This window comes from Alloalcanivorax gelatiniphagus, from assembly GCF_005938655.1.
GTDB lineage: Bacteria > Pseudomonadota > Gammaproteobacteria > Pseudomonadales > Alcanivoracaceae > Alloalcanivorax > Alloalcanivorax gelatiniphagus.
The window spans coordinates 159,371-182,414 of sequence record NZ_VCQT01000012.1 but is presented as its reverse complement, the minus strand read 5'-3'; the positions used below and the strand labels follow the sequence as shown (position 1 = coordinate 182,414).

At 67.5% G+C, this 23,044-nt stretch carries 16 protein-coding genes; 7 read left to right on the top strand and 9 right to left on the bottom strand.

Annotated features, from left to right (window positions below; translation table 11 throughout):
- Positions 1–185: 185 nt before the first annotated feature.
- Together pbpC and FGS76_RS02825 are read right to left on the bottom strand one after the other, a co-directional pair.
- Complete coding sequence (pbpC, locus tag FGS76_RS02830) at positions 186–2,543, bottom strand: penicillin-binding protein 1C (protein ID WP_240692380.1); 2,358 nt, start codon at positions 2,541–2,543, stop codon at positions 186–188.
- Positions 2,533–8,130: an MG2 domain-containing protein gene (locus FGS76_RS02825; protein ID WP_240692379.1), complete on the bottom strand. Its 5,598-nt coding sequence runs from the start codon at positions 8,128–8,130 to the stop codon at positions 2,533–2,535. The genes pbpC and FGS76_RS02825 overlap by 11 nt, the downstream gene beginning before the upstream one ends.
- Before the next feature lie 85 nt (positions 8,131–8,215).
- Between FGS76_RS02825 and FGS76_RS02820 the strand changes: the two genes are divergently transcribed.
- Complete coding sequence (locus FGS76_RS02820) at positions 8,216–9,016, top strand: DUF3080 family protein (RefSeq protein WP_138771101.1); 801 nt, start codon at positions 8,216–8,218, stop codon at positions 9,014–9,016.
- Positions 9,017–9,293: 277 nt separating this feature from the next.
- Positions 9,294–9,551: a DUF3080 family protein gene (locus FGS76_RS19845; protein ID WP_138771115.1), complete on the top strand. Its 258-nt coding sequence runs from the start codon at positions 9,294–9,296 to the stop codon at positions 9,549–9,551.
- Between the two features lie 208 nt (positions 9,552–9,759).
- On the opposite strand, the gene FGS76_RS02810 is transcribed toward FGS76_RS19845, so the two are convergent.
- Positions 9,760–10,338: an HNH endonuclease gene (locus FGS76_RS02810; RefSeq protein ID WP_138771100.1), complete on the bottom strand. Its 579-nt coding sequence runs from the start codon at positions 10,336–10,338 to the stop codon at positions 9,760–9,762.
- A 412-nt stretch (positions 10,339–10,750) separates the two neighbouring features.
- Here FGS76_RS02810 and FGS76_RS02805 point away from each other — a divergent pair, with 412 nt between their 5' ends.
- Positions 10,751–12,343 (top strand): GMC family oxidoreductase, encoded by a 1,593-nt coding sequence (locus FGS76_RS02805; protein WP_138771099.1) that lies wholly within the window; start codon positions 10,751–10,753, stop codon positions 12,341–12,343.
- Positions 12,344–12,345: 2 nt separating this feature from the next.
- Here FGS76_RS02805 and FGS76_RS02800 read toward each other — a convergent pair whose 3' ends face one another.
- Positions 12,346–13,548, bottom strand: a complete 1,203-nt coding sequence (locus FGS76_RS02800; RefSeq protein WP_138771098.1) for a CaiB/BaiF CoA transferase family protein — start codon at positions 13,546–13,548, stop codon at positions 12,346–12,348.
- A gap of 131 nt (positions 13,549–13,679) precedes the next feature.
- On the opposite strand from FGS76_RS02800, the gene trmH reads away from it, so the two are divergent.
- The 3 genes from trmH (at position 13,680) to FGS76_RS02785 (ending at position 16,485) form a co-directional block, all read left to right on the top strand.
- Positions 13,680–14,381 carry a tRNA (guanosine(18)-2'-O)-methyltransferase TrmH gene (trmH, locus tag FGS76_RS02795; RefSeq protein ID WP_138771097.1) on the top strand — a complete coding sequence of 234 codons (702 nt, stop codon included), beginning with the start codon at positions 13,680–13,682 and terminating at the stop codon, positions 14,379–14,381.
- Entirely contained in the window at positions 14,362–15,030 is a 669-nt protein-coding gene (locus FGS76_RS02790; protein WP_240692378.1) for a 50S ribosomal protein L11 methyltransferase, read from the top strand. Before trmH ends, FGS76_RS02790 begins: the two co-directional genes overlap by 20 nt.
- Positions 15,031–15,114: 84 nt before the next feature.
- On the top strand, positions 15,115–16,485 hold the full coding sequence (locus tag FGS76_RS02785) for a DegQ family serine endoprotease (RefSeq protein WP_240692377.1): 1,371 nt from the start codon (positions 15,115–15,117) through the stop codon (positions 16,483–16,485).
- Between the two features lie 88 nt (positions 16,486–16,573).
- On the opposite strand, the gene FGS76_RS02780 is transcribed toward FGS76_RS02785, so the two are convergent.
- Entirely contained in the window at positions 16,574–16,999 is a 426-nt protein-coding gene (locus tag FGS76_RS02780; RefSeq protein WP_205717158.1) for a group III truncated hemoglobin, read from the bottom strand.
- Entirely contained in the window at positions 16,996–17,313 is a 318-nt protein-coding gene (locus FGS76_RS02775; protein ID WP_138771096.1) for an Mpo1-like protein, read from the bottom strand. Before FGS76_RS02775 ends, FGS76_RS02780 begins: the two co-directional genes overlap by 4 nt.
- 143 nt (positions 17,314–17,456) lie before the next feature.
- On the opposite strand from FGS76_RS02775, the gene FGS76_RS02770 reads away from it, so the two are divergent.
- Complete coding sequence (locus FGS76_RS02770) at positions 17,457–18,683, top strand: serine hydrolase domain-containing protein (protein ID WP_138771095.1); 1,227 nt, start codon at positions 17,457–17,459, stop codon at positions 18,681–18,683.
- Positions 18,684–18,791: 108 nt separating this feature from the next.
- On the opposite strand, the gene FGS76_RS02765 is transcribed toward FGS76_RS02770, so the two are convergent.
- From FGS76_RS02765 to thrC, 3 genes are all read right to left on the bottom strand, one after another.
- Positions 18,792–20,360, bottom strand: a complete 1,569-nt coding sequence (locus FGS76_RS02765) for a BCCT family transporter (protein ID WP_138771094.1) — start codon at positions 20,358–20,360, stop codon at positions 18,792–18,794.
- Between the two features lie 109 nt (positions 20,361–20,469).
- Positions 20,470–21,618 carry a putative porin gene (locus FGS76_RS02760; RefSeq protein ID WP_240692376.1) on the bottom strand — a complete coding sequence of 383 codons (1,149 nt, stop codon included), beginning with the start codon at positions 21,616–21,618 and terminating at the stop codon, positions 20,470–20,472.
- Positions 21,619–21,889: 271 nt separating this feature from the next.
- Positions 21,890–23,032 (bottom strand): threonine synthase, encoded by a 1,143-nt coding sequence (gene thrC / locus FGS76_RS02755; RefSeq protein WP_138771093.1) that lies wholly within the window; start codon positions 23,030–23,032, stop codon positions 21,890–21,892.
- Positions 23,033–23,044: the final 12 nt, after the last annotated feature.

Genomic DNA, 23,044 nt, shown 5'->3' with positions numbered 1-23,044 from the left:
CGAGTAGCACGCAAAGAGGAGGCGGCAGCCACAGATGTCTATCAGAGACAGGGCTGCGGCAATGCGCAAGCTGATGCACATCGCCTTCGGCGTGCTGCATCGGCAAACCCCATTCCAGACCCAACCCGTTGGGGGTTGAGTCCGGATAGGAGAGACGGTATCTACATCGGTGAAGTAGCGCGGGGTCAGTCGCCGAGCACCTTGAAGCGGCGGCGCAGACGAAAGCCCTGATCGTCCACCAGGGTCAGGGTGTGCCAGCCCGGTTCGGCGCGGATCGCCCATTGGTGGAAGTGTTCAGTGACGCCCAGGTAGCGGTCGTCCAGGTGCCAGAACAGGCGCGCGGCGTCCCGTTCGTGGACCACCCGGAATACCGCCTGGCCACGCTGGCCGCCCAGTTCCCGGGGGATGTAGAGGCCGGCACCGGCGTGGGGGTAGAGAATCGCCATGGGCGGCGACGGGTCCAGGGCCCGGGCGCCGGCCAGGCAGTCCGAGCGCCAGGCGGGCAGCGGCCGGTAGTCCGGGTGGCGCTGGCGGTAGAACCAGGCCTGGGCCGGGGGCAGCACGAACCAGTCGCGGCTGTGCATGCCGGCCACCGCCTGGCAGTCGCCGTGCACGCGCTGGCCGTTGCCGTCCAGGTGCACCCGGCGGTGGTGCGGCGTCACTGTTTGGAAGTGGCTGTGCAGGGGCGCCAGGGCGGTTTTCGCCGGGCAGCGGCCGCCGGCCAGGTAGCCGTCGTCGGCGCATACCCGCACCTGCTTGAGGTCGTTGAGGGGCGGCTCCGGAAACGGCGCCGGGCCGAGCAGGCTGAACACGTCCAGCATCAGCGGCGCGGCGGTGTCGGCGCCGCCCAGGTGGGGCGCCGGTTCGCCGTTGCCGTTGCCGGCCCAGACGCCCACCGTGTAGCGGCCGTTGCTACCAATCGCCCAGGCGTCGCGCAGGCCGTAGCTGGTGCCGGTTTTCCAGGCGATCGGCTGGCTGGAACGGTACAGCCGCCATTGCCGCGCGGTGCCCGGGCGGGCCACGTCGCGCAGGGCGTCCAGGGTCAGCCAGGCGGCCCCGGGGCTGATCGGGAACGGCGCCGCCACCGGTGTCACGCCGGCCAGCCGGGTCACCGGCGCCGCCTGGCCGTCCCGGCCGGTGGCGATCAGCCGCGCGTAGATGCCGGTCAGTTGCTCCAGGGTGCCCTCGGCGCCGCCCAGCACCAGGGTCAGGCCGTAGTCCTCGGCGGGGCGGAACAGGGTGGTCATGCCCAGGGCCCGCAGCTGGTCGTGGAAGCGCCCCACCCCATAGCGGCGCAGCAGGCGCACCGCCGGCACGTTCAGCGAGCGGGCCAGGGCCTCGTGGGCGGGCACCGCGCCACGAAACTCCCGGTCGAAATTCTCCGGGCTGTAGCCGCCGTAGTTGGTGGGCAGGTCGGGAATCAGGGTGTCCGGCAGGATCACGCCGGCGTCCAGCGCCAGCCCGTAGAGCAACGGCTTGAGCACACTGCCGGTGGAGCGCGGCCGGCCGGCGATGTCCACGGCGGCGCCATAGGTGTCGGTGTCGCCGTGCTGCACATTGCCCAGGTAGGCGCGGGTTTCCAGGTCCCGGTGGTCGATCACCACCACCGCCAGGTTGTGCACGCCCTGGCGGCCCAGGCGCCGGCCGTGGCGGTCGGCCAGCTCCCGCACCCGGCGCTGCAGGTCCCCGTCCAGGGTGGTGCGCAGCATTGGATTGCCACCGCCGGCGCTGAGCGTATCCAGCAGGCGCGGCGCCAGGGACGGCAGCTCGTGGACCCGGGGCAGCGGCTCCAGTTTGGCCAGTTGCAGGTCGGCGGCGTCCAGGTCACCGCGCCCCCGCAGCACCTCCAGCAGCCGGTCCCGTTTGGCGCGCAGCCGCTCCCGGTCGCGGCCCGGGTGGATCAGCGCCGGGCTGTTGGGCAGCACCGCCAGCAACGCCGCCTCGGCCCAGCTAAGGGCCTCCGGCGGGCGCTGGAAATAGCGCCAGGCGGCGGCCCGCAGCCCCACCGTGTTGCCGCCGAACGGCGCCCGACTGGCGTACTCCACCAGGATCTGGTCCTTGCTCAGGTGCCATTCCAGTTGCAGCGCCAGCAGAGCTTCCCGGGCCTTTTCCGCCAGGGTGCGGGGCGGGTCGTCACGGAGCAGGCGAGCCAGTTGCATGGTCAGGGTGGAGCCGCCGCTGACCACCCGGCCGGCGCGGGCATTGGCCACGGCGGCGCGGGCGATGGCCAGCGGATCGACCCCGGGGTGAAACTGGAAGCGCCGGTCCTCGAAGGTGATCAGGGCGCGCCGGTATTTGTCCGGCAGGCTGTCCACCGGGGCGAACCGCCATTGCTGATCGGCGGCAATACGCGCCGCCAAGGGCCGCCCCTGGCGGTCCAGCATCAAGGTGGCATAGGGCTGCTGGTGCAGCGACGCAGGCAGCGGCGCCCACTGCAGCACGGCCATGGCCGCCAGCACCAGCAGCGCCAGGGTCAGCCCGGCCACCGCCAGGCGCTGGCGGGCCGGCCGCCGCCGGCCCACGGCGGCGCGCTTAGCGGCCATCGCCCTCCCCGGCGTCGGCCTTCACCGTCACCCATTGGCCCTGGTTGCGAGCCCGCACGGTGCCTTGGTACATGGCTTCCACCTGCCAGCCGGGCAGGTAGAAATGGCCGGCGAAGGTGGCGTTCAGGCCGATCCGGTAGGTGCGGCCTTCGCCGGGACGCAGGGAGAAATAACTGAGCACCCGGTCGTCGCGCAGGTCCCGGTAATCCACCGGTGTCTGCTCTTCATCGCCGGCCAGACGGCTGTCGGTGATCTGCCAGCCGGACGGCATCACCTGGGTCAGGGCCAGGTTTTCCAGGGGCCGGCCGCTGCGGTTGCGGACCGTCACCGTGGCGCGGAAATCGGTGCCCTGGGCCAGGCTCGACGGGTCCAGCGGGCGGCCGTCCAGGCCGTAGAAGTCGGCGCGCAAGGAGAGCCCCTGGCTGGCCGCCTGCTCGGTGCCGGGGGGCGGCGTGCCACGGGTGCTCACCGACGCGAACAGCCGGTGCTCGCTGTCGTTGCGCACCGCCAGGGCCTCCCCGTCGATGGCCAGGTCCAGGTTCTGGCGGAACACCGGGGTCTGGCTGGTGATGGTCTGCCAGTCGCCGTCGCCACGGCGCCAGGCGAACGAATAGCCCACGTCGCCCCGGCTGCCGGCGAACCGGGCCATGGCCATCAACGCCCAGGCGGTGGTCTGGGTGGAATACCAGTTGCCGGAGGCCAGCTGATTGGCGATCACCTGGGCCTGGTCCCAGGCTCCCTCGCTGTCACCACGGGCATCCAGCACCATCATTTCAATGGCCCGGTCGCGCAGGCGCGAGCCGTAGGTGGGGCCGGGACGCTGGTAGTCCACGTCGCTATCGCGGGCGGCGGCCAGCAGTTCGCCGGCCACCTCGGTAAGCCCCATTTGCTGGTAGGCGGCGGCCAGCAGCCAGCGGCCGGCCCGGTAGCCCGGGTCCGCTTCGCCGCCCTCGGCGGCCCGCGTTTGGAACGCCTCGCGCAGGCGGTTCATGGCGCCCACTTCCGGTTCGCCGGCCAGGGCCAGGGTGTACAGGCGGTAGGCCTGGGAGGCCCACTGCCAGGGGTAGCGCCCCGGGTCCTGCCCCACCCGGCTTTGATAGCCGCGCCACTGCCGCAGCATGTCCGCCGGCACCGCGTAGCCCTGGCGCTGGGCTTCCAGCAGGAAGTGGCCGGCGTAGGAGGTCCCCCAGTCGTTGGCGGTGGCGGCGCCGGGCCAGTAGGCGAAGGCGCCGCCGCCCAGCTGGAAGCGGCGCAGCCGCTGGATGGCAGCCTCCACATTGTCCTGCACCTGCTGCCGCTGGGCCTCGCTCAGGGCGGTGAGGCGGTCCAGGTACAGTTGCGGCAGCACCGACGACACGGTCTGTTCGATGCAGCCATGGGGGTAGTCGATCAGGTATTCCAGGCGCCGTTCCAGGCCCATGTCCGGCAGGCTGCTGACGGTAAGCCGGCTCTGGTTGGTGCCCGGCAGGCCGTGGGGCCGGTGGGTCAGGTTCCAGGTGGCGCCGGCTTCCAGCAGCTTGCCGGTGTCGCGCACGGTGGGCGGGTTGGCGCTGCGCACCGGCAGGTGCACTGTTTCCTCGGCGTGCTGGTCCCCGGCGTCGGCGCGCACCGTTACCTTGGCGATGCCGGCGCTGTCGCCGGCCTTCAGGGCCAGGGCCGCCAGCTGGTCGCCGCTCTCGGCGAAGTTGAGGGTGGCGGTGCCGCGAGTAACGGTGAGCGGCGGCTCCGCTTCCGCCTTCACGGTGACCTTGCCGAGCCCGTCCTCGGCGGCGAACACGGTCACCGGCAGGTCCAGGGTTTCGCCGGGGCCGAGCACCCGGGGCAGCGCCGACAGCAGGGTCAGCGGCTGGGTCACGGTCACGTCCCGGTCGGCGTGGCCATAGGCCCGCTTGTTGCCGGCCACCACCATCACCCGCACCTGGCCCATGTAGGGCGGCAGCTCGATGTCGTGGCTACGGGTTTCCCCGGCCTTCAATTGGAACGGGCCGGCGAAGCGCACCACCGGCGGGAACCGGCGCCGCTGTTGCTCGTTGCCGTCGCGCAGGGCGTCGGAACCGCCCAGGGCCAGCAACTGGTCCAGCTCGCCGCCGTAGGCGCCCACCACCTGGTCGAACAGGTCCCAGGTGAGCACGCCCAGGGCCTCGCGCTGATAGAACGCGTCGTGGGGCCGGGGGGTGGCGAAGTCGGTGATGCCCAGCAGGCCCTCGTCCACCACCGCCAGGGTGTAGGTCATCGGCTGGCCGCCGGCCTCGGACACGGTCACCGGCAGGGTGCCGCCCGGTTTCACCTCCGCCGGCGCCTCCACGGTGGGCGACAGGCGCGTGGCCGGGTCCTCCACCAGCAGCGGCAGGATGCCATAGAGGCGGATCGGCCGGTCGTTGTCCCGCTCCCGGTGGGGCTGCAGCAGGGCCACGTGCACGTACACGTTGGGCGCCATGGCGGCGGTCACCGGAATATCCAGGGTCAGGGTTTCGCCGGGTTTGCCCGGGTCATTGACCCAATAGTGGTCGAGCACCCGGTCGCCGCTTTCCAGGCTCACCAGCAGGCGCCCGCTGGCGCTGCCGGGCACCTGCACGCGGGCGGTGTCGCCCACCTGGTATTCGGTCTTGTCGCTGGACAGGGACAGCCGGGTGGCGGCGTCGCCCTGGCCGTCGCGGTCGCCGCCCCAGCCCAGGTAGACGGTTTGCGCGGCGCAGTGCCGGCCCTGGTCCTGGCACACCCGCAACAGGTAGCGGCCCCATTCGTAGTCGGCGCCGGCCAGGGTCCATTGGGCACGCCCTTCGGCGTCGCTGGTCAGGGCGCTTTGGCTGAGTTTCTCGGTGTGCGGATCGCTGATGAAGTGAGTCAGGTCCTCGCCGCCCCGGTCCCACCACCAGCGCCAGTCGATGCGGTAGACGCTCAGGGTCAGGGCGCGGCCGGCCTCCGGTTTGCCGTCCCGATCCAGGGTCAGCAGGCCGATTTCATGGTCCTGGTCGCGGCCCAGGGAGTCGCCCCAGCCGTCGCCCTTGGGCACCCGCAGGCCCACCCAGTGGACGTAGGGGGACACCGGCAGGCGCTTGACCTGGGTGCTGTAGTCACCGCTTTGCTCGAACACCCGGGTGGTCAGCACCATGGCGGCGGCGCCGGGCGGAGAGATGTACGGCACCTGCAGCGGGAAGTGCGCGTCGCCCTGGCCGTCCAGGTTGCCTTCAAAGGCGGTGAACGGCTCCGTGCCCAGGGACCGGGTGGGGTCCGAGAAGGTGAACCCGGAAAAGCCCGGGAACGGCGTGGCGGCGTTGAACAGGCGCGCCTTCACGTCGGCCTTGAGGCCGCCGGCGCGGGCGCCGTTGAGCCACTGGCTGTGCAGGGTGACCGGCTCCGCCTGGCCGGTCTTCAGGGGGTCCGGGGCGTCCAGCTCGATCTTGAGGCGGTTGGGCTTCACCGCCTCCACCCGCAGGGCGGTGTCGAAGCGCCGCTCACCGACCCGGGCCACCGCCCGCCAGTTGCCGGTGGGGGCGTCTTCGTCGGTGCTCAGGGTAAAGGTGTAGAACTGCCCCACCGGCCGGGCGTTGCCGTAGCTGGCCACCTTGTCGCCCCGGGGGTCGAACCAGTCCAGGGTCACCGGGTGGTCGTCGGGCAGCCGGTCTTGGGGGTCGGCCAGAATAAAGGTCAGGTGGATATCATCGCCGGGGCGCCACACATCCCGCTCGCCGTAGAAGAACCCCTTGAGGCCGTCGCGCACCTTCTCGCCACCGGTATTGAACTGATTGGTGGCCAGCGCCCGGTTGCGGGCCAGCTTCAGGTAGCCCCGGTCGTCGCCGTCCCGCGCCACCAGATAGAACGGCGTGCCGTCCAGGGCCAGGGTCACTTCCCCGGCGTTGTTGGTGGTGCCGCTGGCCAGCTCCTGGTGCTGGTAGTTGCGCACGCTGACGCGCACCTTGGTGGCCGGGGTGTTGCTGTCCAGGTGGGTGGCGAACACGGTGAGCCGGTCGCTGGCGCCCTGCTTGGCGATCAGGCCGATGTTGGAGGCCAGGAAAGCGCGGCTGGATTCGGCCCGGTCGTTGTAGCGGTAATAGGCGTCGGAGCAGGGGTTGTCCCGTTCGCTCCAGCGCAGATAGCCGGCGTCGCCGTAGTAACGGCTGAGGCGGTCGCCGTCGTCGCCCTGGTCCGGGCCCTCGTAGCTTTCCGGCAGCTCGGTGACCCGCGAAGGCGTCTGGCCCTCGCAGCGATAATCGATGGTTTCGCCGTCCAGCTTCAGGGTCAGGATCACCAGGCCGTCCGGGTGTTTGGCCATCAGTTCACTCAGATCCAGGCGGTAACGGCGCCAGTCATCGCCGCCCCCCGGCGGCAGGGTCAGGGTTTTCTGCCACAGGTAGCGGCCGCTGCGGCTGTCCTGGTAGGCGGCGTCCAGGTCGTAGCCCTGCAGGTAGCCGGCGATGTTGTTCTCGAACACTTCGAAGGCCTGCACCCGCACGGCGCTGGCGGCGGCCGCTTCGAACGGCACGCTGAGGGTGTCACCGGCGGGCAGGATCACGCCGTCGCCGACGAAACGCACGCCGGGCTTCGCCATGCTCAGGGTCAGGGTGCGCTCGAAGGCCTCGCCGAGCCGCGCCCGGGCGGCGCTGCGCAAGCCCGGCTCCAGCCGCAGGGTGAGAGCGCCGTCCTCCAGTTTGTCCGGGTCCGGGGGATAGATCAGCAGCCGGCTGCCGTCGATGCGGACCCGGGCGTCCTCGCCGTTGACCCGCACCAGCCCGGCCAGATCCTGGGTGCCCATCAGCGGTTCGGAGAATTGCACCACCACCTGGGGCTCCGGGTAGCTACGGGTGCGCGCGTCGGTGACCTGGAAGGCGCCGGGGGCCGGCACCGGGTATTCCCGCTGGCCCTGGTCGTCCACGCCCAGGCTCTCGCCATCCCAGCGCAGGCGTACCGGCGCGTCGCTGTCGCGTTGAATGCCGGTAACGGTGAAATCGTGGTTGAGACTGGCCGCGTCGTGGCGCCACTCCAGGGTCAGCGCACGGTCGCCCTGGAACGCCTCAAGCACCGGCTGCACTTCCGCCGGGTCCGCCTGGTCGGCGGTCTGCAGACGGCCGCTCAGGCGCATGCGCTCCTCGCCGTCCGGGTCCGGGGCCAGGGCATCCACCTGCAGGCTGAGCCGTTGCCGCATCACGGTGACGTCGGTTTCCAGCGGCGGCAGACCGTCGTCCACCCCGGACAGCGACTGGGGATAGATCGTCAGGCGCAGGGTTTCGCCGGCGGGCAACGGCGCGCCGGGCCGGATTTCCAGCCGGTCGCGGGCGGTGAACACCGCCTTGAAGGGCCGCTCCGGATCGAGCCGGGCGACGCCCTTGGCGGGCTGGTCCAGGGCCTCCTCATCCACCACCGGATGGGTGAAGCGCACGATCAGCGGCGCCCGCGCGCCGATTTCCCCCCGGGGCCAGGCGCTCAGATGTTCCCGCCAGCGGCTATCCGGCTCCGCCGGGGAGGCGCTGTCCTCCGCCGGCGTGTTACCCACCGGAGCCGCGGCCCCTTTATCCGGTTGCGGGTCCGGGCCACAGGCCGCCAGTACCAGAGCCATGAACACCAGCACGCCAGCATGAAAACATCGCATTCCTTTGACCGCCTTTGTGATTGTTTGGGGGGGCACCTAACCTAGCATAACTGCCCCTTCCGATTTGGCGACCCGTTTGAAAAAAATGAGCCTTCGCAAGGCCCTGATAATGGCACTGCCGCTGGCCGCCCTGACCGTGCTGGTCCTGCTGCCGTGGCCCGCTGATCCGCAACGGGCACGCTGGGACGGCTACCTGGACCGGCTGGCACGGCTCAGCCGCCAGGCGGTACCACCGGCGGCGCCCCTGGACCTGCGCCCCTATCCGGGGAACGCGGCCCTGCGCCGGCCGCTGCCGGATCTGCGCGCCGGCGTGTTCGATTACCTGGATTTGCGCCACTGCAACCTGATGGGACTGGTCAGCGACCGCAACAGCGGCCTGGGCCGGGTGCGGGCGGCGTCCCTGCGGCTGGCCTATGAGCTGACCTTTATCGAGCGCGGCCGGAGCTGCCTGGCCCGGGGCGCCCTGGACGATGGCGAGACCGTGGCCTTGCTGGAGCAGGCCCTGGCGATCAAACAGGACAGCCTGATGGAAGTGTTCTGGAACGCCACCTGGGCCAGCGATGAGTTGCGCGGCTTTTTCAATCAATCGCCGGGCGCCGCCGATGAGATCGACCCCGGCCTGCACGCCCTGGATGGCCTGATCCGCGCCGGCCGGGCGCTGACCGCCGAGCCGCCGCCGGCGGCGCTGCCGGATCTGGAAACCCATTTAGCCACCCTGGCGGCGAGCCGCGCCGGCGGCGGGCTGCTGCGCGATCTGGCGCGCGGCCGGGTGGCCCTGGGTCAGGCTAACGTGCTGCTCGACGGCCTGGATGGCGAACGGCTGTGTCCGCGCGGCCGGGCGAGCCCCCGGGCCCGGCGCCTGCGTAATCTGCTGGACGGTTACTAGGGCCTGTTCACACTACTTGCATCACGCCTGCTGGATGTCGTTTTGGTCTCCAGCTAGGCGGAGGGAGCGCGGTTTGGTCATTCCAAATAAGCGACCGACAACGACGCTGGAGGCCAAAAAGGCGCCAGCCCTTCGGGTTGTGGCTAAAAACCCACCCCTCCGCGTTACTCGTCGTTCATTTGGAGCCACCAAACTTCTCTCCTCGTGCCTTGATGGGTGGGTTTTTAGCCACAACAGGCGTAATGCAAGTAGTGTGAACAGGCCCTAACGCACCGAGATCCAGAGTCATCTGGCCGATCTGGACCGCCAACGCCGGCGCCTGGAGAACGCCCTGGACGCCCTCGCCCGGATCACCGGCGACGATCCGGCCCTGGACGCCTGGCGGACCCACTACTTCGGCCCCTCGGGCCAGGCCGCCGGTCTCCGGCGAGCGCTGCGCCACCACACCGACCGCTGGCAGGATCTGATGGGCGCCTGCGGCCTGATGCCCGGCGGCCCACAAAGCGACACAAAAAACCGCCCGGACACATATTGACCAGCGAAGCGGTTGTGAACGGCTGTACAGCGAATGTTTTTGAAACGGGTCACAAACATACTTTCCCCGTGTTGGCGAAGTCCCATCCGTCAACGCCGGGGATTTATCCTCGATAGCTCTCCCGAGCCAAACGATTCCACGGCGCCCTCTGGGCGCCGCTTTTTTTTGTGGCGGCTGGGGATATGGCGGGTGGGAAACTTAGCCCCTTCTACAGAAAACGGCTGTCCTTGCCGAACTGACCGCGCAGAAAATCCATCTGATCACCACGAATGCGGTGGCTGTTAATCAGCGCCAGATATTCCGCCATATTCGGCACGTAGGGCAGCGCCAGCAGTTCCATGTGGATTTCCTCGGGCAGGCGGTCGCCCTTGTGCTGGTTGCAGCGCCGGCAGGCGGCCACCACATTCAGCCAGTGGTCGCCGCCGCCCCGGGAGGTGGGGCGGATATGGTCGCGGGTAAGCTGGGCTTCGGGGAAGGATTTGCCGCAATACAGGCACAGGTGCTGGTCACGGCGGAACAGGGCCCGGTTGGTGAGCGGCGGCCGGGTGCGGCGGCGCGGGCTGGCGAGACCGTCGCAGGCGATGATCGAGTGCAGGGACAGGCGGGAGCGGTCGCCGGTGTGGCGGCAGGTGCCACCGCGCAGCTGGTAGATGACGTCACCCAGGGTCCAGGTCACCAGGCCACGGGCGTACAACACCGCCGCCGCCTGCCAGTCCAGCCACTCCACCGGGGTGCCCGCCTTGTCCAGCCGCAGAATCCGGTCCGACCTTAAGATACCTTCACTCATCCGCCCACCTCGTCCTACGACGATAGTCCGCCCGCCGTGCGGGCCCTTGGGGGTCCGGCCCGCCGTCGGCGGTGGCCGGACTCCGAAAACTGACGATTCGGTGACGGTGTCGTGGAAGGCGGGAAAGTTGTCGGCACATCCGCGCTTCTCGACGGGCGCGCCCTCGCGGAGCGCGTCTGCCCTGGTCTCTGGTTAACCGACCGCGACCGGCTAACCAGAAACAGAATTGCACAAATCATAAACAGCCCGGCCTCGGGTCCGCAACCACGGCGCCGGGACGCATTGGCCGGGGCGCACCGATGGCTGGCCACTCACGGCCTTCACCCGCGAGGCATATGGTGCCATTGTTCGATGACAATTTTGTTCATTCTCCGTCTTTGTTCCCCAGTGAATATCCAATTAAGGGGGCGTCATGCCTTTTGACTATGTGATCGTGGGCGCCGGCTCCGCCGGTTGTGTACTTGCCAACCGGTTGTCGGAAAACCCGAACAACAAGGTGTGCCTGATCGAGGCCGGCCCGGACGACAACAGTCTGTTTATCCGCATTCCCGCCGGCATCATCTGGCTGATGCGTTCCAATGCGCGCAACTGGCGCTACTACACGGTGCCGCAGAAGGCCCTTAACAACCGCCAGATCTACATCCCCCGGGGCAAGACCCTGGGCGGTTCCTCGGCGGTCAATGCCATGTGCTATACCCGAGGCCACCCCTGGGACTACGACCATTGGCAGGAACTGGGCAACCCGGGCTGGGGCTATCGGGACGTGCTGCCCCTGTTCAAGCGCTCGGAGCGCTATGAACCCGGCGCCAATGAGTTCCATGGCGACCGGGGCAACCTGAACATCGCCGACCTGCGTTTCCACCACCCGGTCAGCGCCGCCTTCGTGGACGCCGGCGTGCAGGCCGGCCACCCGGCCACCGACGACTTCAACAACGCCACCCAGGAAGGCATGGCGATGTACAAGGTCAACCAGAAGGACGGTGAGCGCTGGGGCGTGGCCCGGGGCTACCTGCACCCGGCGCTGGAGCGGGACAACCTGACGGTGATGACCGACACCCTGGCCCACCGGGTTCTGTTCGACGGTAAAAGGGCCACCGGCGTGGAAGTGGAACGGCGCGGCGAGCGGCAGGTGATCGAGGCCGGCCAGGTGATTCTGTCCGGCGGCACCATCAACTCACCGCAACTGCTGAAACTGTCCGGCGTGGGCAACGCCCGGGAACTGGCCGGCCACGGTATTCCGCTGGTCCACGACCTGCCCGGCGTGGGCGAGAACCTGCAGGACCACCCGGACGTGCTGGTGATCCACCGCAACCGGCGCCGCGATACCCTGACCATGGGCTCCTGGGAACTGCCGTTCACCGGCGCCCGGGCGCTGTGGCAATTTTTCACCCAACGCCAGGGCCAGCTGACCTCCAACGTGGCCGAGGCCGGTGGCTTCATCAAATCCCGGCCGGAGGAACCGCGCCCGGATCTGCAGCTGCACCTGACCGCCGCCAAGCTCGACAACCACGGCCTCAACTGGCTGTTCAGTTTTGGCCATGGGTATTCCGGCCACGTCTGCATTCTGCGGCCGAAGAGCCGGGGCACCATCGGTCTGGCCGATGCCAATCCCCGTTCGCCGGCGCTGATCGACCCGCGTTTTCTGAGTGACCCGGAGGACATGGAAGGCATGGTGCGCGGCGTTAAGGCGATGCGCGAGATCATGGCCCAGGACGCCCTGGCGCCGTGGCGCGGCGAGGAGATCGCGCCGGGCAGCGCGGTGCAAAGCGACGAGCAGATCCGCGACTTCCTGCGCCGCAAGTGCGACAACATCTACCACCCGGTGGGCACCTGCAAAATGGGCGTGGACGACCAGGCGGTGGTGGACCCGGACCTGAAAGTGCACGGCCTGGAAAACCTGCGTGTGGTGGACGCTTCGATCATGCCGACCCTGGTCGGCGGCAACACCAACGCGCCCACGGTGATGATCGCGGAAAAAGCCGCCGATAAGATTCTCGGGGTTTAGGGTCAGGGGCCGAACACGCCTTCTTTTTTCAGGCGCTGGTATTCCTGTTCGTCCAGGCCCAGTTCCTCGCGCAGCACCGCTTCGGTGTGCACGCCGGCGTCGCCGCCGGGCCAGCGGGTACCCCCGGGGGTACCCGCCAGGCGCGGGGCGATGGCGGGAATCTTCAGCGGTTTGCCGTTGATCTCCACCTGCTGGAACAGGCCCCGGGCCTGAAAATGCGGGTCGGCCATCATGTCCGCGGCGCTGTAGATCGGCCCGCAGGGCACCCGGGCGTCCTCCAGCCGGCGCAGCACCTGGGCACTGTCCAGGGTGGCGCACCAGGCTTCGATGGCGCCGTCCACTTCCGCTTCGTGTTCCACCCGGCCGGCGTTGTGCGCCAGGCGCGGGTCGTCGGCCAGATCGTTACGGCCGGCGGTGGTCATCAGCCGTTTGAAGATGGAATCGCCATTGCCGCCGATGATCACGTATTTGCCATCGGCGCAGCGGTAGGTGTTGGTGGGCACGATGCCGGTGACCGTGGAACCGGCCGGTTCGCGGATCAGGCCGGCGCCGTCGAATTCGGGGATCACCGCTTCCAGCAGATTGAACACGGTTTCGTAGAGCGCCACGTCCACCACCTGCCCCAGGCCGCTGCCCCGGCGCTCGAACAGCGCCAGCAGAATGCCCAGGGCGGCGTGCAGGCCGGCCACGGTGTCGCCCAGGGACAGATTGGGCCGCACCGGCCGTTCACCGGGGAAACCGTTCACATAGCGCAGGCCGCCGATGCCCTCGCACACCGAGGCGTAGCCGGGCTTGTCCGCGTAGGGGCCGTCCTGGCCGTAGCCGGAGATGCGCGTGTAGATCAGGCCCGGGTTGCTGTCGGTGAAGCGATCCGGCCCCAGCCCCCAGTTTTCCAGGGTGCCCGGGCGGAAGTTCTCGATCAGCACGTCGGCGCCGTCGATCAGCCGGGCGGCCAGCTCCCGGCCGGCGTCGCTCTTCAGATCCAGGGTCACCGATCGTTTGTTGCGGCCGATGCTGCGCCACCAGAACGAGGTGCCGCCGTCGTCCAGTTTGCGCCAACCACGAATCGGGTCGCCGCCGGGCGGTTCCACCTTGATCACCTCGGCGCCGAAATAGGCCAGCAGGGTGCCGGCGAAGGGCCCGGCGATCAGTTGTCCCAGTTCCACCACCTTGACCCCGGCCAGGGGCAGCGCGCGTTCAGTCATGCTCGGTCCTTTGCTTTGCCAGGGCGGCTATTGTCACGGCTGGCCGATGCGCCGTCCATGCATCGCGGCTTCAGCCGCGATCAACGGCGGCGTTTGCTACAATCGCCCCTTCCCCCGTAATCGGAGACCGCATGACCCCGCAACGTCTGCAGCGCCTGCGCGCCACCCTGGCCCGGCGCCAGCCGGATCTCAGCGTGATCATGGATGGCGTGCACAAGCCGCACAATATCGCCGCCGTGGTACGCACCTGCGACGCGGTGGGCGTGCTGGAGCTGCACGCGGCGCTGCCGGATAACCGGGCGCGCAACACGGTGAGTACCGCCCTGGGCTCCCAGCGCTGGGTCAATGTGCACGAGCACCATTGCGGCGAAGACGCCATCCGCCATGTGCAGTCCCTGGGCATGCAGGTGTTGGCGGCGCACTGGTCCGAGCACGCGGTGCCCTACCGGGAGGTGGACTACACCCGCCCCACCGCCCTGCTGCTCGGCACCGAGCGCACCGGCGTGGACGACATCAGCGCGGCGGCGGCGGACCGGCACGTGATCATTCCGATGATGGGCATGGTGTCCTCGTTCAACGTCAGCGTGGCGGCGGCCATCATTCTCGCCGAAGCCTGCGAGCAACGCCGCGCCGCCGGCCTGTATCAACAGTCGCGCCTGAACCAGCAGCAGTACCGCGACACCTTTTTCAAATGGGCATACCCGAAGCTGGCGGAACATTGCCGGCGCTTCGGCGTGCCCTACCCGGAGCTGCGGGAGGACGGCGAGATCGCCAACCCCGGGCGCTTCAATTTTCAGCTCAGCGAGGCGATACGTGCCGGCCAAACCTCTTGATCCCCCCGCCGCCCTGCAGGCGCGGCTGAACCGGCTGCTGCCGGATATCCGGCTGGTGGCCACGCCGCTGCCACTGGTGCCGGAGCTGTCCCTGTGGCTGCTGGACAAACTGGTGGACGAGCGGCTTGATCAGGAGGTGGCCAACGCGCTGATGGAGTCGCCGCCCTACTGGGCGCTGTGCTGGGCCTCCGGTCAGGTACTGGCGCGGCACATTCTGGCGGCCCCGGAACGGGTGCGCGGCCAGTGCCTGGTGGACGTGGGCCCCGGGTCCGGAGTGGTGGCGATCGCCGCCGCCCGCGCCGGCGCCGCCCGGGTGATCGCCTGCGATCTGGACCCGGACGCCCTGGCCGCCACCGAGGCCAATGCCGCCCTCAACGGGGTGCGCGTGGAGCTGAGCGACGACCTGGACGCCTGCCTGGCGGTGGCCGGACGCATCACCGCCGCCGATATCCTCTATGACCGGGACAACCTGCCGCTGCTGGAACGGTTCCGCGCCGCCGGCGTACCGGTGTGGCTGGCGGATTCGCGCATCGCCGATCTGGACCCGCCGGGCTTCCAGCTGCTGGGGCACTGGCAGGCCACCACCTGGCCGGATCTGGGGGAGTCCCAGGACTACAACCGGGTGCGGATTTTCGAATTGGAACCCTGATCACAGTTTCAGGTCGAAACCTTCGTTACGCCTCAATGGTAAGGAGGATTGACCTTGTACACCCCATTGAAAGGGCACTCGCCCTTGAAACACCAGACCCTGTTCGCCTGGGCCGCCGCCTTGCTGCTGGCGCTGTCGCAAACCGCCGGCGCCGCCCTGCCCAACCGTACTCCGGACGGCGGCGCCATGCCGTCGCTGGCGCCGATGATCGAAAACGTCTCGCCGGCGGTGGTCAACATCGCGGTGGAGGCGCAGGTGCGCCAGGCCCAGAACCCGCTGATGCAGGACCCGTTCTTCCGCCGTTTCTTCGATCTGCCCGACCAGGCCCCCACCCGCCGCGCGGTGGCCGCCGGTTCCGGTGTGATCGTGGACGCCAACAACGGCTATGTGCTGACCAACGCCCATGTGGTGCGCAATGCGGACAAGATCGAGGTAACGCTCACCGACGGCCGCGAGTTGTCCGCGGAACTGGTGGGCCTGGATCAGGAAGTGGATCTGGCGGTGCTTAAGCTGGACTCCGCCGAGGACCTGACCCAGGTGACCCTGGCGGACTCGTCACTGATGCGGGTGGGCGACTTCGTGGTGGCCATCGGCAACCCCTTCGGGCTCGGCCAGACCGTCACCTCCGGCATCGTCTCGGCGCTGGGCCGCACCGGCCTGGGCATCGAGGGCTATGAGAATTTCATCCAGACCGACGCGTCGATTAACCCGGGTAACTCCGGCGGCGCCCTGGTCAACCTGGACGGCGAGCTGGTGGGCATCAACACCGCCATTCTGGCCCCCGCCGGCGGCAACGTGGGCATCGGTTTCGCCATTCCCACCAGCATGGCCGAGAACGTGATGACCCAGTTGATCGAGCACGGCGAGGTGCGCCGGGGCATGCTGGGCGTCACCGTGCAGGACCTGACCAACGAGCTGGCCGAGGCCCTCAACGTGGAGGCCCGCAAGGGCGTGGTGATCACCAATGTGGTGCCCGAGAGCGCCGCCGCCAAGGCCGGGCTGAAGGCCGGCGACGTGGTGCGGTCGGTGGACGGCGTGCCGGTGAACCGGGCTTCGGACCTGCGCAATAAAGTGGGCCTGTCACCGGTGGGCGAGAAGATCGAGCTGAACATCCTGCGCGACGGCAAGGAGCGTCAGGTGACGGCGGTGATCACCGAGTCCGGCGAGAAAGCCAGCGCCGGCCATGCCATCTCCCAGTACCTGGAAGGCGCCGACCTGCGCAATCTGCGCGAAGGTGAGCTGAGCCACGCGGACCAGGGCGTGCTGGTGGAAAAGGTGGAGCGCAATTCAGCGGCCTGGCGCGCCGGCCTGCGGCACGGCGATGTGATCATCAACGCCAACCGCAAGGACATCGCCAATATGTCGGATCTGCAGAGCGCGGTGACCGACAAGAAAGCGGCGCTGTTGTTGCGGGTGAACCGGGACGGGGGGGTGTTCTTCGTCGTGGTGCGGTAGGGAATAGGTACAAGATGCAGGATGCAGGATACAGGGGAGGCACCGTGCTCTTCCCTGAATCCTGCATCCTGAACCCTGTATCGTCTTGCTAACCGGAGAGCTGGCGGTAAAGGTTGTTCATCACCCGGGCGCTGAGCAGGCGGGCGCGGTCGGTCTGGGGGCCGTCGAAGTGTTGGTCCAGGTTGGCGTGGAACAGCACCAGCCAGCGTTCGTGATGGGCGCCGGTGAGGGGTTCCCGGTGGTGGACGGCCCGGTGCTTGGCCATCATGTGGCGCTTGTAGCCGGGTTGGTTGAGCAGCAGCTTTTTCCAGAACGCGGCGATCAGTGGCAGGTGGGTGTCCAGGTCGATGCGCGCCACCTCCAGGAACACCGGCGCCAGCAGCGGGTCCGCCAGCACCCGGTCGTAGAACAGCCGCACCATGCGGTCCACCTGCTCCGGGCTGTCCAGGTCCGGCTTGTCACTGTCCCGGGGGCGCGGCGGCTGGCCGGGTACGAAGCGTTGCGGCGCGGTCACCAGCGCAGCCTCCCGGTGAGCATGTCCTTGAACATGACGAAATCGCCGGCCAGGCTGTACCAGGGATGCTTGAAGGTGGCCGGGCGGTTTTTCTCGAAGAAGAAATGCCCCACCCAGGCGAAGCCGTAGCCCACCACCGGCAGCAACAGCAGGCCCCACAGATTACCGGTCAGAAACACGCCCACCAGCACCGCGAACAGGCCCAGGGTGCCGAAGAAGTGCAGCCGGCGGCAGGTCGGGTCGCTGTGTTCCTGCAGATAGTAGGGGTAGAACTCCCCGAAACTCTCGAAATCCGATTGTTTGACGCTGTTCATGCTGTTCACCCTTTTCGCTGAAGGCGCACCGCCGCAAGACGGCTGACTGACGGCGCGCACCGGTTGCCGGGTTCCTTCGGCCATTGTCCACGTCTGGCGGCGCCGGACAATGGTTGTCCGCTGTTCGGCATACAGGATATATCATGATTTTGAGTCCCCGTCTGAACCGTTTGCTGTGTGAGACCCGCACACCGATCCCCCGCGATCTGGGGCGGCTCACCGGTGCCGGCGCGGAAGTGGCGCCCGCCGAGGCAGGGTTGGACGAGAAAGGGGTGGCGGCCATCCACCGGGCCCTGCGCGGCCTGTACCGCACCGGCATGAGCCCGGGTATCGCCCTGTGCCTGCGCCGGCGGGGGCAGGTGGTGGTGAACCGGACGATTGGCTACGCGGACCCGGTAAGCGAGCGCCTGCTTACCCCTGACACTCCGATCTGCCTGTTTTCCGCATCCAAGTCCATCACCGCCATGCTGATCCACCATGGCGCCGAGCAGGGCCTGCTGGACCTGGACCTGCCGGTGAGTCATTACCTGCCCGCCTATGGCCGCGCCGGCAAGCAACGCACCACGGTACGCCAGATGCTCACCCATCGGGCCGGCATCCCGCGCCCGGACCGGCCGGTGGAGCCGGACATTCTGTATCGCCCGGACGACATTCTCGACATCCTGTGCCGCGCCGAGCCCGCCACCCTGGGCACCCAGGCCTACCACGCCATCACCGCCGGTTTCGTGCTCGGCGCGGTGCTGGAGACGGTCACCGGCGAGCCGCTCAACAGCACCCTGGACCGGGTGGTGCGCCGGCCCCTGGGCATGCGCCATTTCACCTTCGGCGGCACCGGCCCGGAGCGGGCCCGGGACGTGGCCACCGGCCGGCCGATGAAGCTGGTGGACCTGTTCCTCAATCACGCGGTGGGCGGCACCCTGGACGAAGTGGTGCGGGTCACCAACGATGACCGTTTCCAGGACACCGTGGTGCCGGCGGGCAATCTGTACGCCACCGCCGAGGAAGCCAGCCGCTTCTTCCAGATGCTGCTGGACGACGGCCGCTGGGGGGATCATCAGCTGTTCCGGCCGGAGACCGTGCGCGAGGCGCGCCGGCCCGCCTCCCGGCGGCCCCGGCTGGACCGCACCCTGATGCTGCCGCTGACCTTCTCCGCCGGCTTTATGCTGGGCAATCGGGGCATCGGCCTGTTCGGCCCGGCGGCGCCCCGGGCCTTCGGGCATCTCGGCTTTATCAACATCTTCTGCTGGGCGGACCCGGACCGGGCCCTGAGCGGCGCCCTGCTGACCACCGGCAAGGGCCTGATCGGCCCGCACCTGCCGGCGTTGCTGAATCTGCAATACACCATCAACCGGGCCACCGCCGGCGCCTGATCGCGGCTGAAGCCGCTCCTACGGTGCTCGGTAGGAGCGGCTTCAGCCGCGATAAAAAAAGGGCGCGTGATTACGCGCCCTTCTTTGTTGTGGCTGAAAGCGCCAGGGTCAGACCGCGGCTTTCATGGCCGCCCGTTCCGCGCTCAGGCCCCGGTAGAGGCTCAGGCACATCACCAGCAGCACCACGGTAAACGGCAGACCGGTGGTCACCGCGCCCGCCTGCAGGGCGTCGAGCGCCTGCTCGCCGCCGCCGTACAGCAGCGCACCAGCGATCAGGCCTTCCATCACCGCCCAGAACACCCGCTGGGGCACCGGCGCGTCGAGCTTGCCGCCGGCGGTGATCGAGTCGATCACCAGGGACCCGGAATCCGAGGAGGTGATAAAGAACACCAGCACCAGCAGGATCGCCAGGAACGAGGTGATGCCCGCCAGCGGCAGTTGCTCCAGCATCTGGAACAGGGCCAGGGAGGACTCGCCGATGCCGCCGGCCAGTTTACCGACGCCATTGAGCACCTGATCCAGGCCGGAGCCACCGAAGGTGGCCATCCACACGATGGTGACCACGGTGGGCACGATCAGCACGGCGGTGAGGAATTCACGCACGGTGCGCCCGTAGGAAACCCGCGCCACGAACATGCCCACGAACGGGGACCAGGAAATCCACCAGGCCCAGTAGAACACGGTCCAGTTGTGCAGGAAGTCCTGATCCTCCCGGCCGAACCAGTTGCTCAGCGGAATCAGGTTGGTGGCGTAATCGACGGCGGTGCGCCCCATGGAGGTGAAGATCAGCAGGGTGGGCCCGGCGATCATCACGAACAGCAGCAGCAGCGCCGCCACGCCCATGTTGATGTTACTGAGCAGCTTGACGCCGCCGTCCAACCCACGCACCACCGAAAGGGTGGCCACCGCGGTGACGCCGACGATGATGCCGATCTGCACATTGAGCGCATTGGGCGTATCGAACAGAAAGTGCAGGCCGCCGGCGGCCTGTTTGGCGCCCAGCCCCAGGGAGGTGGCCAGACCAAAGATGGTGGCCAGCACCGCCAGCACATCGATGATGTGCCCGGCCCAACCCCAGCAGCGGTCACCGAGGATCGGATAGAACGCGGAGCGGATGGTCAGCGGCATGCCCTTGTTGTAGGCGAAGAACGCCAGCGACAACGCCACCACGCCATAGATCGCCCAGGGGTGCAGACCCCAGTGGTACATCACCGCGCCCAGGGCCCGGTCCATGGCCTGCGGCGTATTCGGTTCCACGTTCAGCGGCGTGCCGTACCAGTCGGTGTAATAACCCACCGGCTCCGCCACGCTCCAGAACATCAGACCAATACCCATGCCCGCCGCGAACAACATGGCGAACCAGGACAGGGTCGAGAATTCGGGTTTGGCGCCCTTGCCGCCCAGGCGAATCTTGCCCACCGGCATCACGATCAGAAACAGACAGAACAGCACGAACACATTCGCGCCGAGCATGAACAACCAATCGAAGTGTTCGATGGTCCAGGTTTTGGCACCGCCCAGGGCGGTGTTGGCGACTTCCGGAAAGATCAGCGTACCGATCACGAAAGCCAGAATAAGCACCGCGCTGATGAAGAAGACCGGATTGTGCATGTCCATGCCCAGGACCTGCACATTATCCTGCCCCACTTCATAGTCGGTTTCATATTCCACGCTCATGGCATGACTCCTTTTGTGTCATGCGCGGAACCGTGGCGGGCGCGACGGTTCCGCACGGGGACTCAGCCGGCCCGAGGGTCCGGCTGAAAGAGGGACGACCGACCGACGACTAGAAGTAGAAATCGAAGGCGACGTAGAAGGCGTTGAAGTCCGATTCGTAAACATCACCGTAGGCGTTGATGTCACCGTCGGACTGCAGATACTCGACGTAGATCCAGCCGGGGCCGTACTGATAACGCACGCCCGGCGCGAAGAATTCCACGTCGTCGGCGTCGTTGCCGGTGGTGTCGGTGCTGGCGACACCGGCGTCGATGTAATAGAACCAGTCGTCGTGGTTGTAGCCCAGCTCCACCACATGGCGCTGGTTCTCGATCTTGTCATCCACCGGTGCGTTGGCGGAGGCCAGCAGTGCGTCCATGCCTCCGAAGTCCCGCTCCACGCTGATGAAACGGTACTTGGCGGTCCAGTTGTCCTTCTCGAACATGTAGTGCAGGTCGTAGGCGCGGTGGCTGCCGTCGTCATTGCTGGCGGACGGATTGCCCGCCGCCACCGGCACCAGATCCTGCAGGCGGCCGTACTGGGCGGACACACCGACGGTGTGGTGTTCCATGAAGTTCCAATCCAGATTCACCACGCCGGTTTTGATTTTCCGGTAGGTGTCGCTGGAACCCCAGTGGCCGTTGTCGTCCACGGTGTCGGTGGAGTCCTCACCCCAGTCGTCCTGGTGGTAGTAGGCCACGTCGTAGTGGAAAGCACCGGCGTCACCGCTGTACTTGAGGCCCACGTCCATCTGGTCGCCGTAGCCGCCCTGCAGGCCATCACCGGGCCAGAAGTTCGCCGTCTTCCAACCGAACGGCACCTGGCTTTTACCGATTTTCAGGCTGCTGTCGTCGGTGACGTCGTAACCGATCCAGGCTTTGTGAACGGTCAGGTTGTCGCCGCTGTTGTTGCTGGAGGGGTCGGTGAACGAACCGGTGCCAAAACGGGTTTCGGCGCTGAAGTGCCAGGGGCCATAGCTGCCGTCGTCGTCGGCGTAAATAATCAGGGCGGGATCGGCGAAGTTGCCGCCGGTTTCGTTGTCCAGATCTTCATTGAAGGCGGGTGAATTGAAATCGGATTTGGTGATGTTCTGATACACCCACCAAACCCCGGCGCTCAGCTCGGCGCCGGCATGGGCGGAGGTCGGCAGCGTCAAGGACGCAGCAGCGGCCGACACCGCGATCAAGCCCATCGCGGGCGTTTTGATAAGAGTCTTCATTATTGTCTCCCCAGCTTCAGGTAGGTGAAAGCCTAAGGATCAGAGAACCAATGTCAAACGAGGAGACCGACTCCAAGCCTCTTGCAATCGAGGAAAAAGCCTTCCAATACAGGGGTTTGGCGAATTATAAAAATATTGAAAAATGGCGGAACTTTTCGGCGATGATAATCATTCTTGTGCCAGAAAAATAAAAACAGAAAATATCAAGACAAAAAAAGCGCGGCGTTGGACGCCGCGCTTTTTCATTCACCGTAAATAAAAACGGCGATTTTCACATGTTACTGACGATGGCATCGCGCACCGCGCCCAGGTCCGCATCGATGGTCACCATGCGTGAATCCTTGCACTGATCGATGGCGGTATCCGGGTCCTTGAGGCCGTTGCCGGTGAGCGTGCACACCACCGTGGAGCCCTCGGCGATCTTGCCCGCCTTGATGTCGCGCATGGCACCGCCGATGGAAGCGGCGGAGGCGGGCTCGCAGAAGATCCCTTCTTTTTCGGCGAGCATTTTCTGCGCCGCCAGAATCTCCTGGTCGGTCAGTTCGTCGAACCAGCCGCCGGACTCTTCCTTCACTTTCCAGGCCTTGTCCCAGGATTGCGGGTTGCCGATACGGATGGCGGTGGCCACGGTTTCCGGGTCTTGCACCGGCGCGCCGCGCAGGAACGGCGCGGCGCCGTTGGCCTGGTAGCCGACCATCTTCGGACGGCCGCCGATCACCGGGCCGCCGGCATAACGGCATTTGCCTTCGCAGAAGGCGCAGGCCTCGGTGATCAGGTCGCTCTTGGCCGAGGAATACTCGCAATAGCCGATCCAGTGGGCGGTGATATTGCCCGCGTTGCCCACCGGCAGGCAGTGGTAATCCGGCGCCCGGCCCAGCTCCTCGATGATCTCGAAGGCGGCGGTTTTCTGCCCCTGCAGACGATAGGGGTTCACCGAGTTAACGATGGTCACCGGCGCCTGGGCAGCCACTTCCTTGACCAGCTGCATGCCCTGGTCGAAGTTGCCACGGATCTGCATGATCACGGCGCCGTACATCATCGCCTGGGCCAGCTTGCCCATGGCGATCTTGCCTTCCGGAATGATCACGAAGGCGGTGATGCCGGCACGGGCCGCATAGGCCGCCGCCGCCGCCGAGGTGTTGCCGGTGGAGGCGCAGATGATGGCGTTGCTGCCCTCTTCCACCGCCTTGGTCACCGCCATGGTCATGCCCCGGTCCTTGAACGAGCCGGTGGGGTTGAGACCTTCGTATTTGACGTAGATGTCCACGTCCTTGCCGAGCAGGCGCGGAATGTTCTTGAGCCGGATCAGCGGCGTGTTGCCCTCGCCCAGGCTGATCAGGGGGGTGTCGTCGTTGACCGGCAGGTGGTCGCGGTAACGGTTGATCAGGCCGGTGTAACGGTCACGGAATGGCATGGCTTGGTCTCT

Bases quoted from the DNA above. Each gene is read 5' to 3' on its own strand.
- pbpC (WP_240692380.1), bottom strand. From the start codon at position 2,543: ATGGCCGCTAAGCGCGCCGCCGTGGGCCGGCGGCGGCCGGCCCGCCAG.
- FGS76_RS02825 (WP_240692379.1), bottom strand. From the start codon at position 8,130: ATGCGATGTTTTCATGCTGGCGTGCTGGTGTTCATGGCTCTGGTACTG.
- FGS76_RS02820 (WP_138771101.1), top strand. From the start codon at position 8,216: ATGAGCCTTCGCAAGGCCCTGATAATGGCACTGCCGCTGGCCGCCCTG.
- FGS76_RS02810 (WP_138771100.1), bottom strand. From the start codon at position 10,338: ATGAGTGAAGGTATCTTAAGGTCGGACCGGATTCTGCGGCTGGACAAG.
- FGS76_RS02805 (WP_138771099.1), top strand. From the start codon at position 10,751: ATGCCTTTTGACTATGTGATCGTGGGCGCCGGCTCCGCCGGTTGTGTA.
- FGS76_RS02800 (WP_138771098.1), bottom strand. From the start codon at position 13,548: ATGACTGAACGCGCGCTGCCCCTGGCCGGGGTCAAGGTGGTGGAACTG.
- trmH (WP_138771097.1), top strand. From the start codon at position 13,680: ATGACCCCGCAACGTCTGCAGCGCCTGCGCGCCACCCTGGCCCGGCGC.
- FGS76_RS02775 (WP_138771096.1), bottom strand. From the start codon at position 17,313: ATGAACAGCGTCAAACAATCGGATTTCGAGAGTTTCGGGGAGTTCTAC.
- FGS76_RS02770 (WP_138771095.1), top strand. From the start codon at position 17,457: ATGATTTTGAGTCCCCGTCTGAACCGTTTGCTGTGTGAGACCCGCACA.
- FGS76_RS02765 (WP_138771094.1), bottom strand. From the start codon at position 20,360: ATGAGCGTGGAATATGAAACCGACTATGAAGTGGGGCAGGATAATGTG.
- FGS76_RS02760 (WP_240692376.1), bottom strand. From the start codon at position 21,618: ATGAAGACTCTTATCAAAACGCCCGCGATGGGCTTGATCGCGGTGTCG.
- thrC (WP_138771093.1), bottom strand. From the start codon at position 23,032: ATGCCATTCCGTGACCGTTACACCGGCCTGATCAACCGTTACCGCGAC.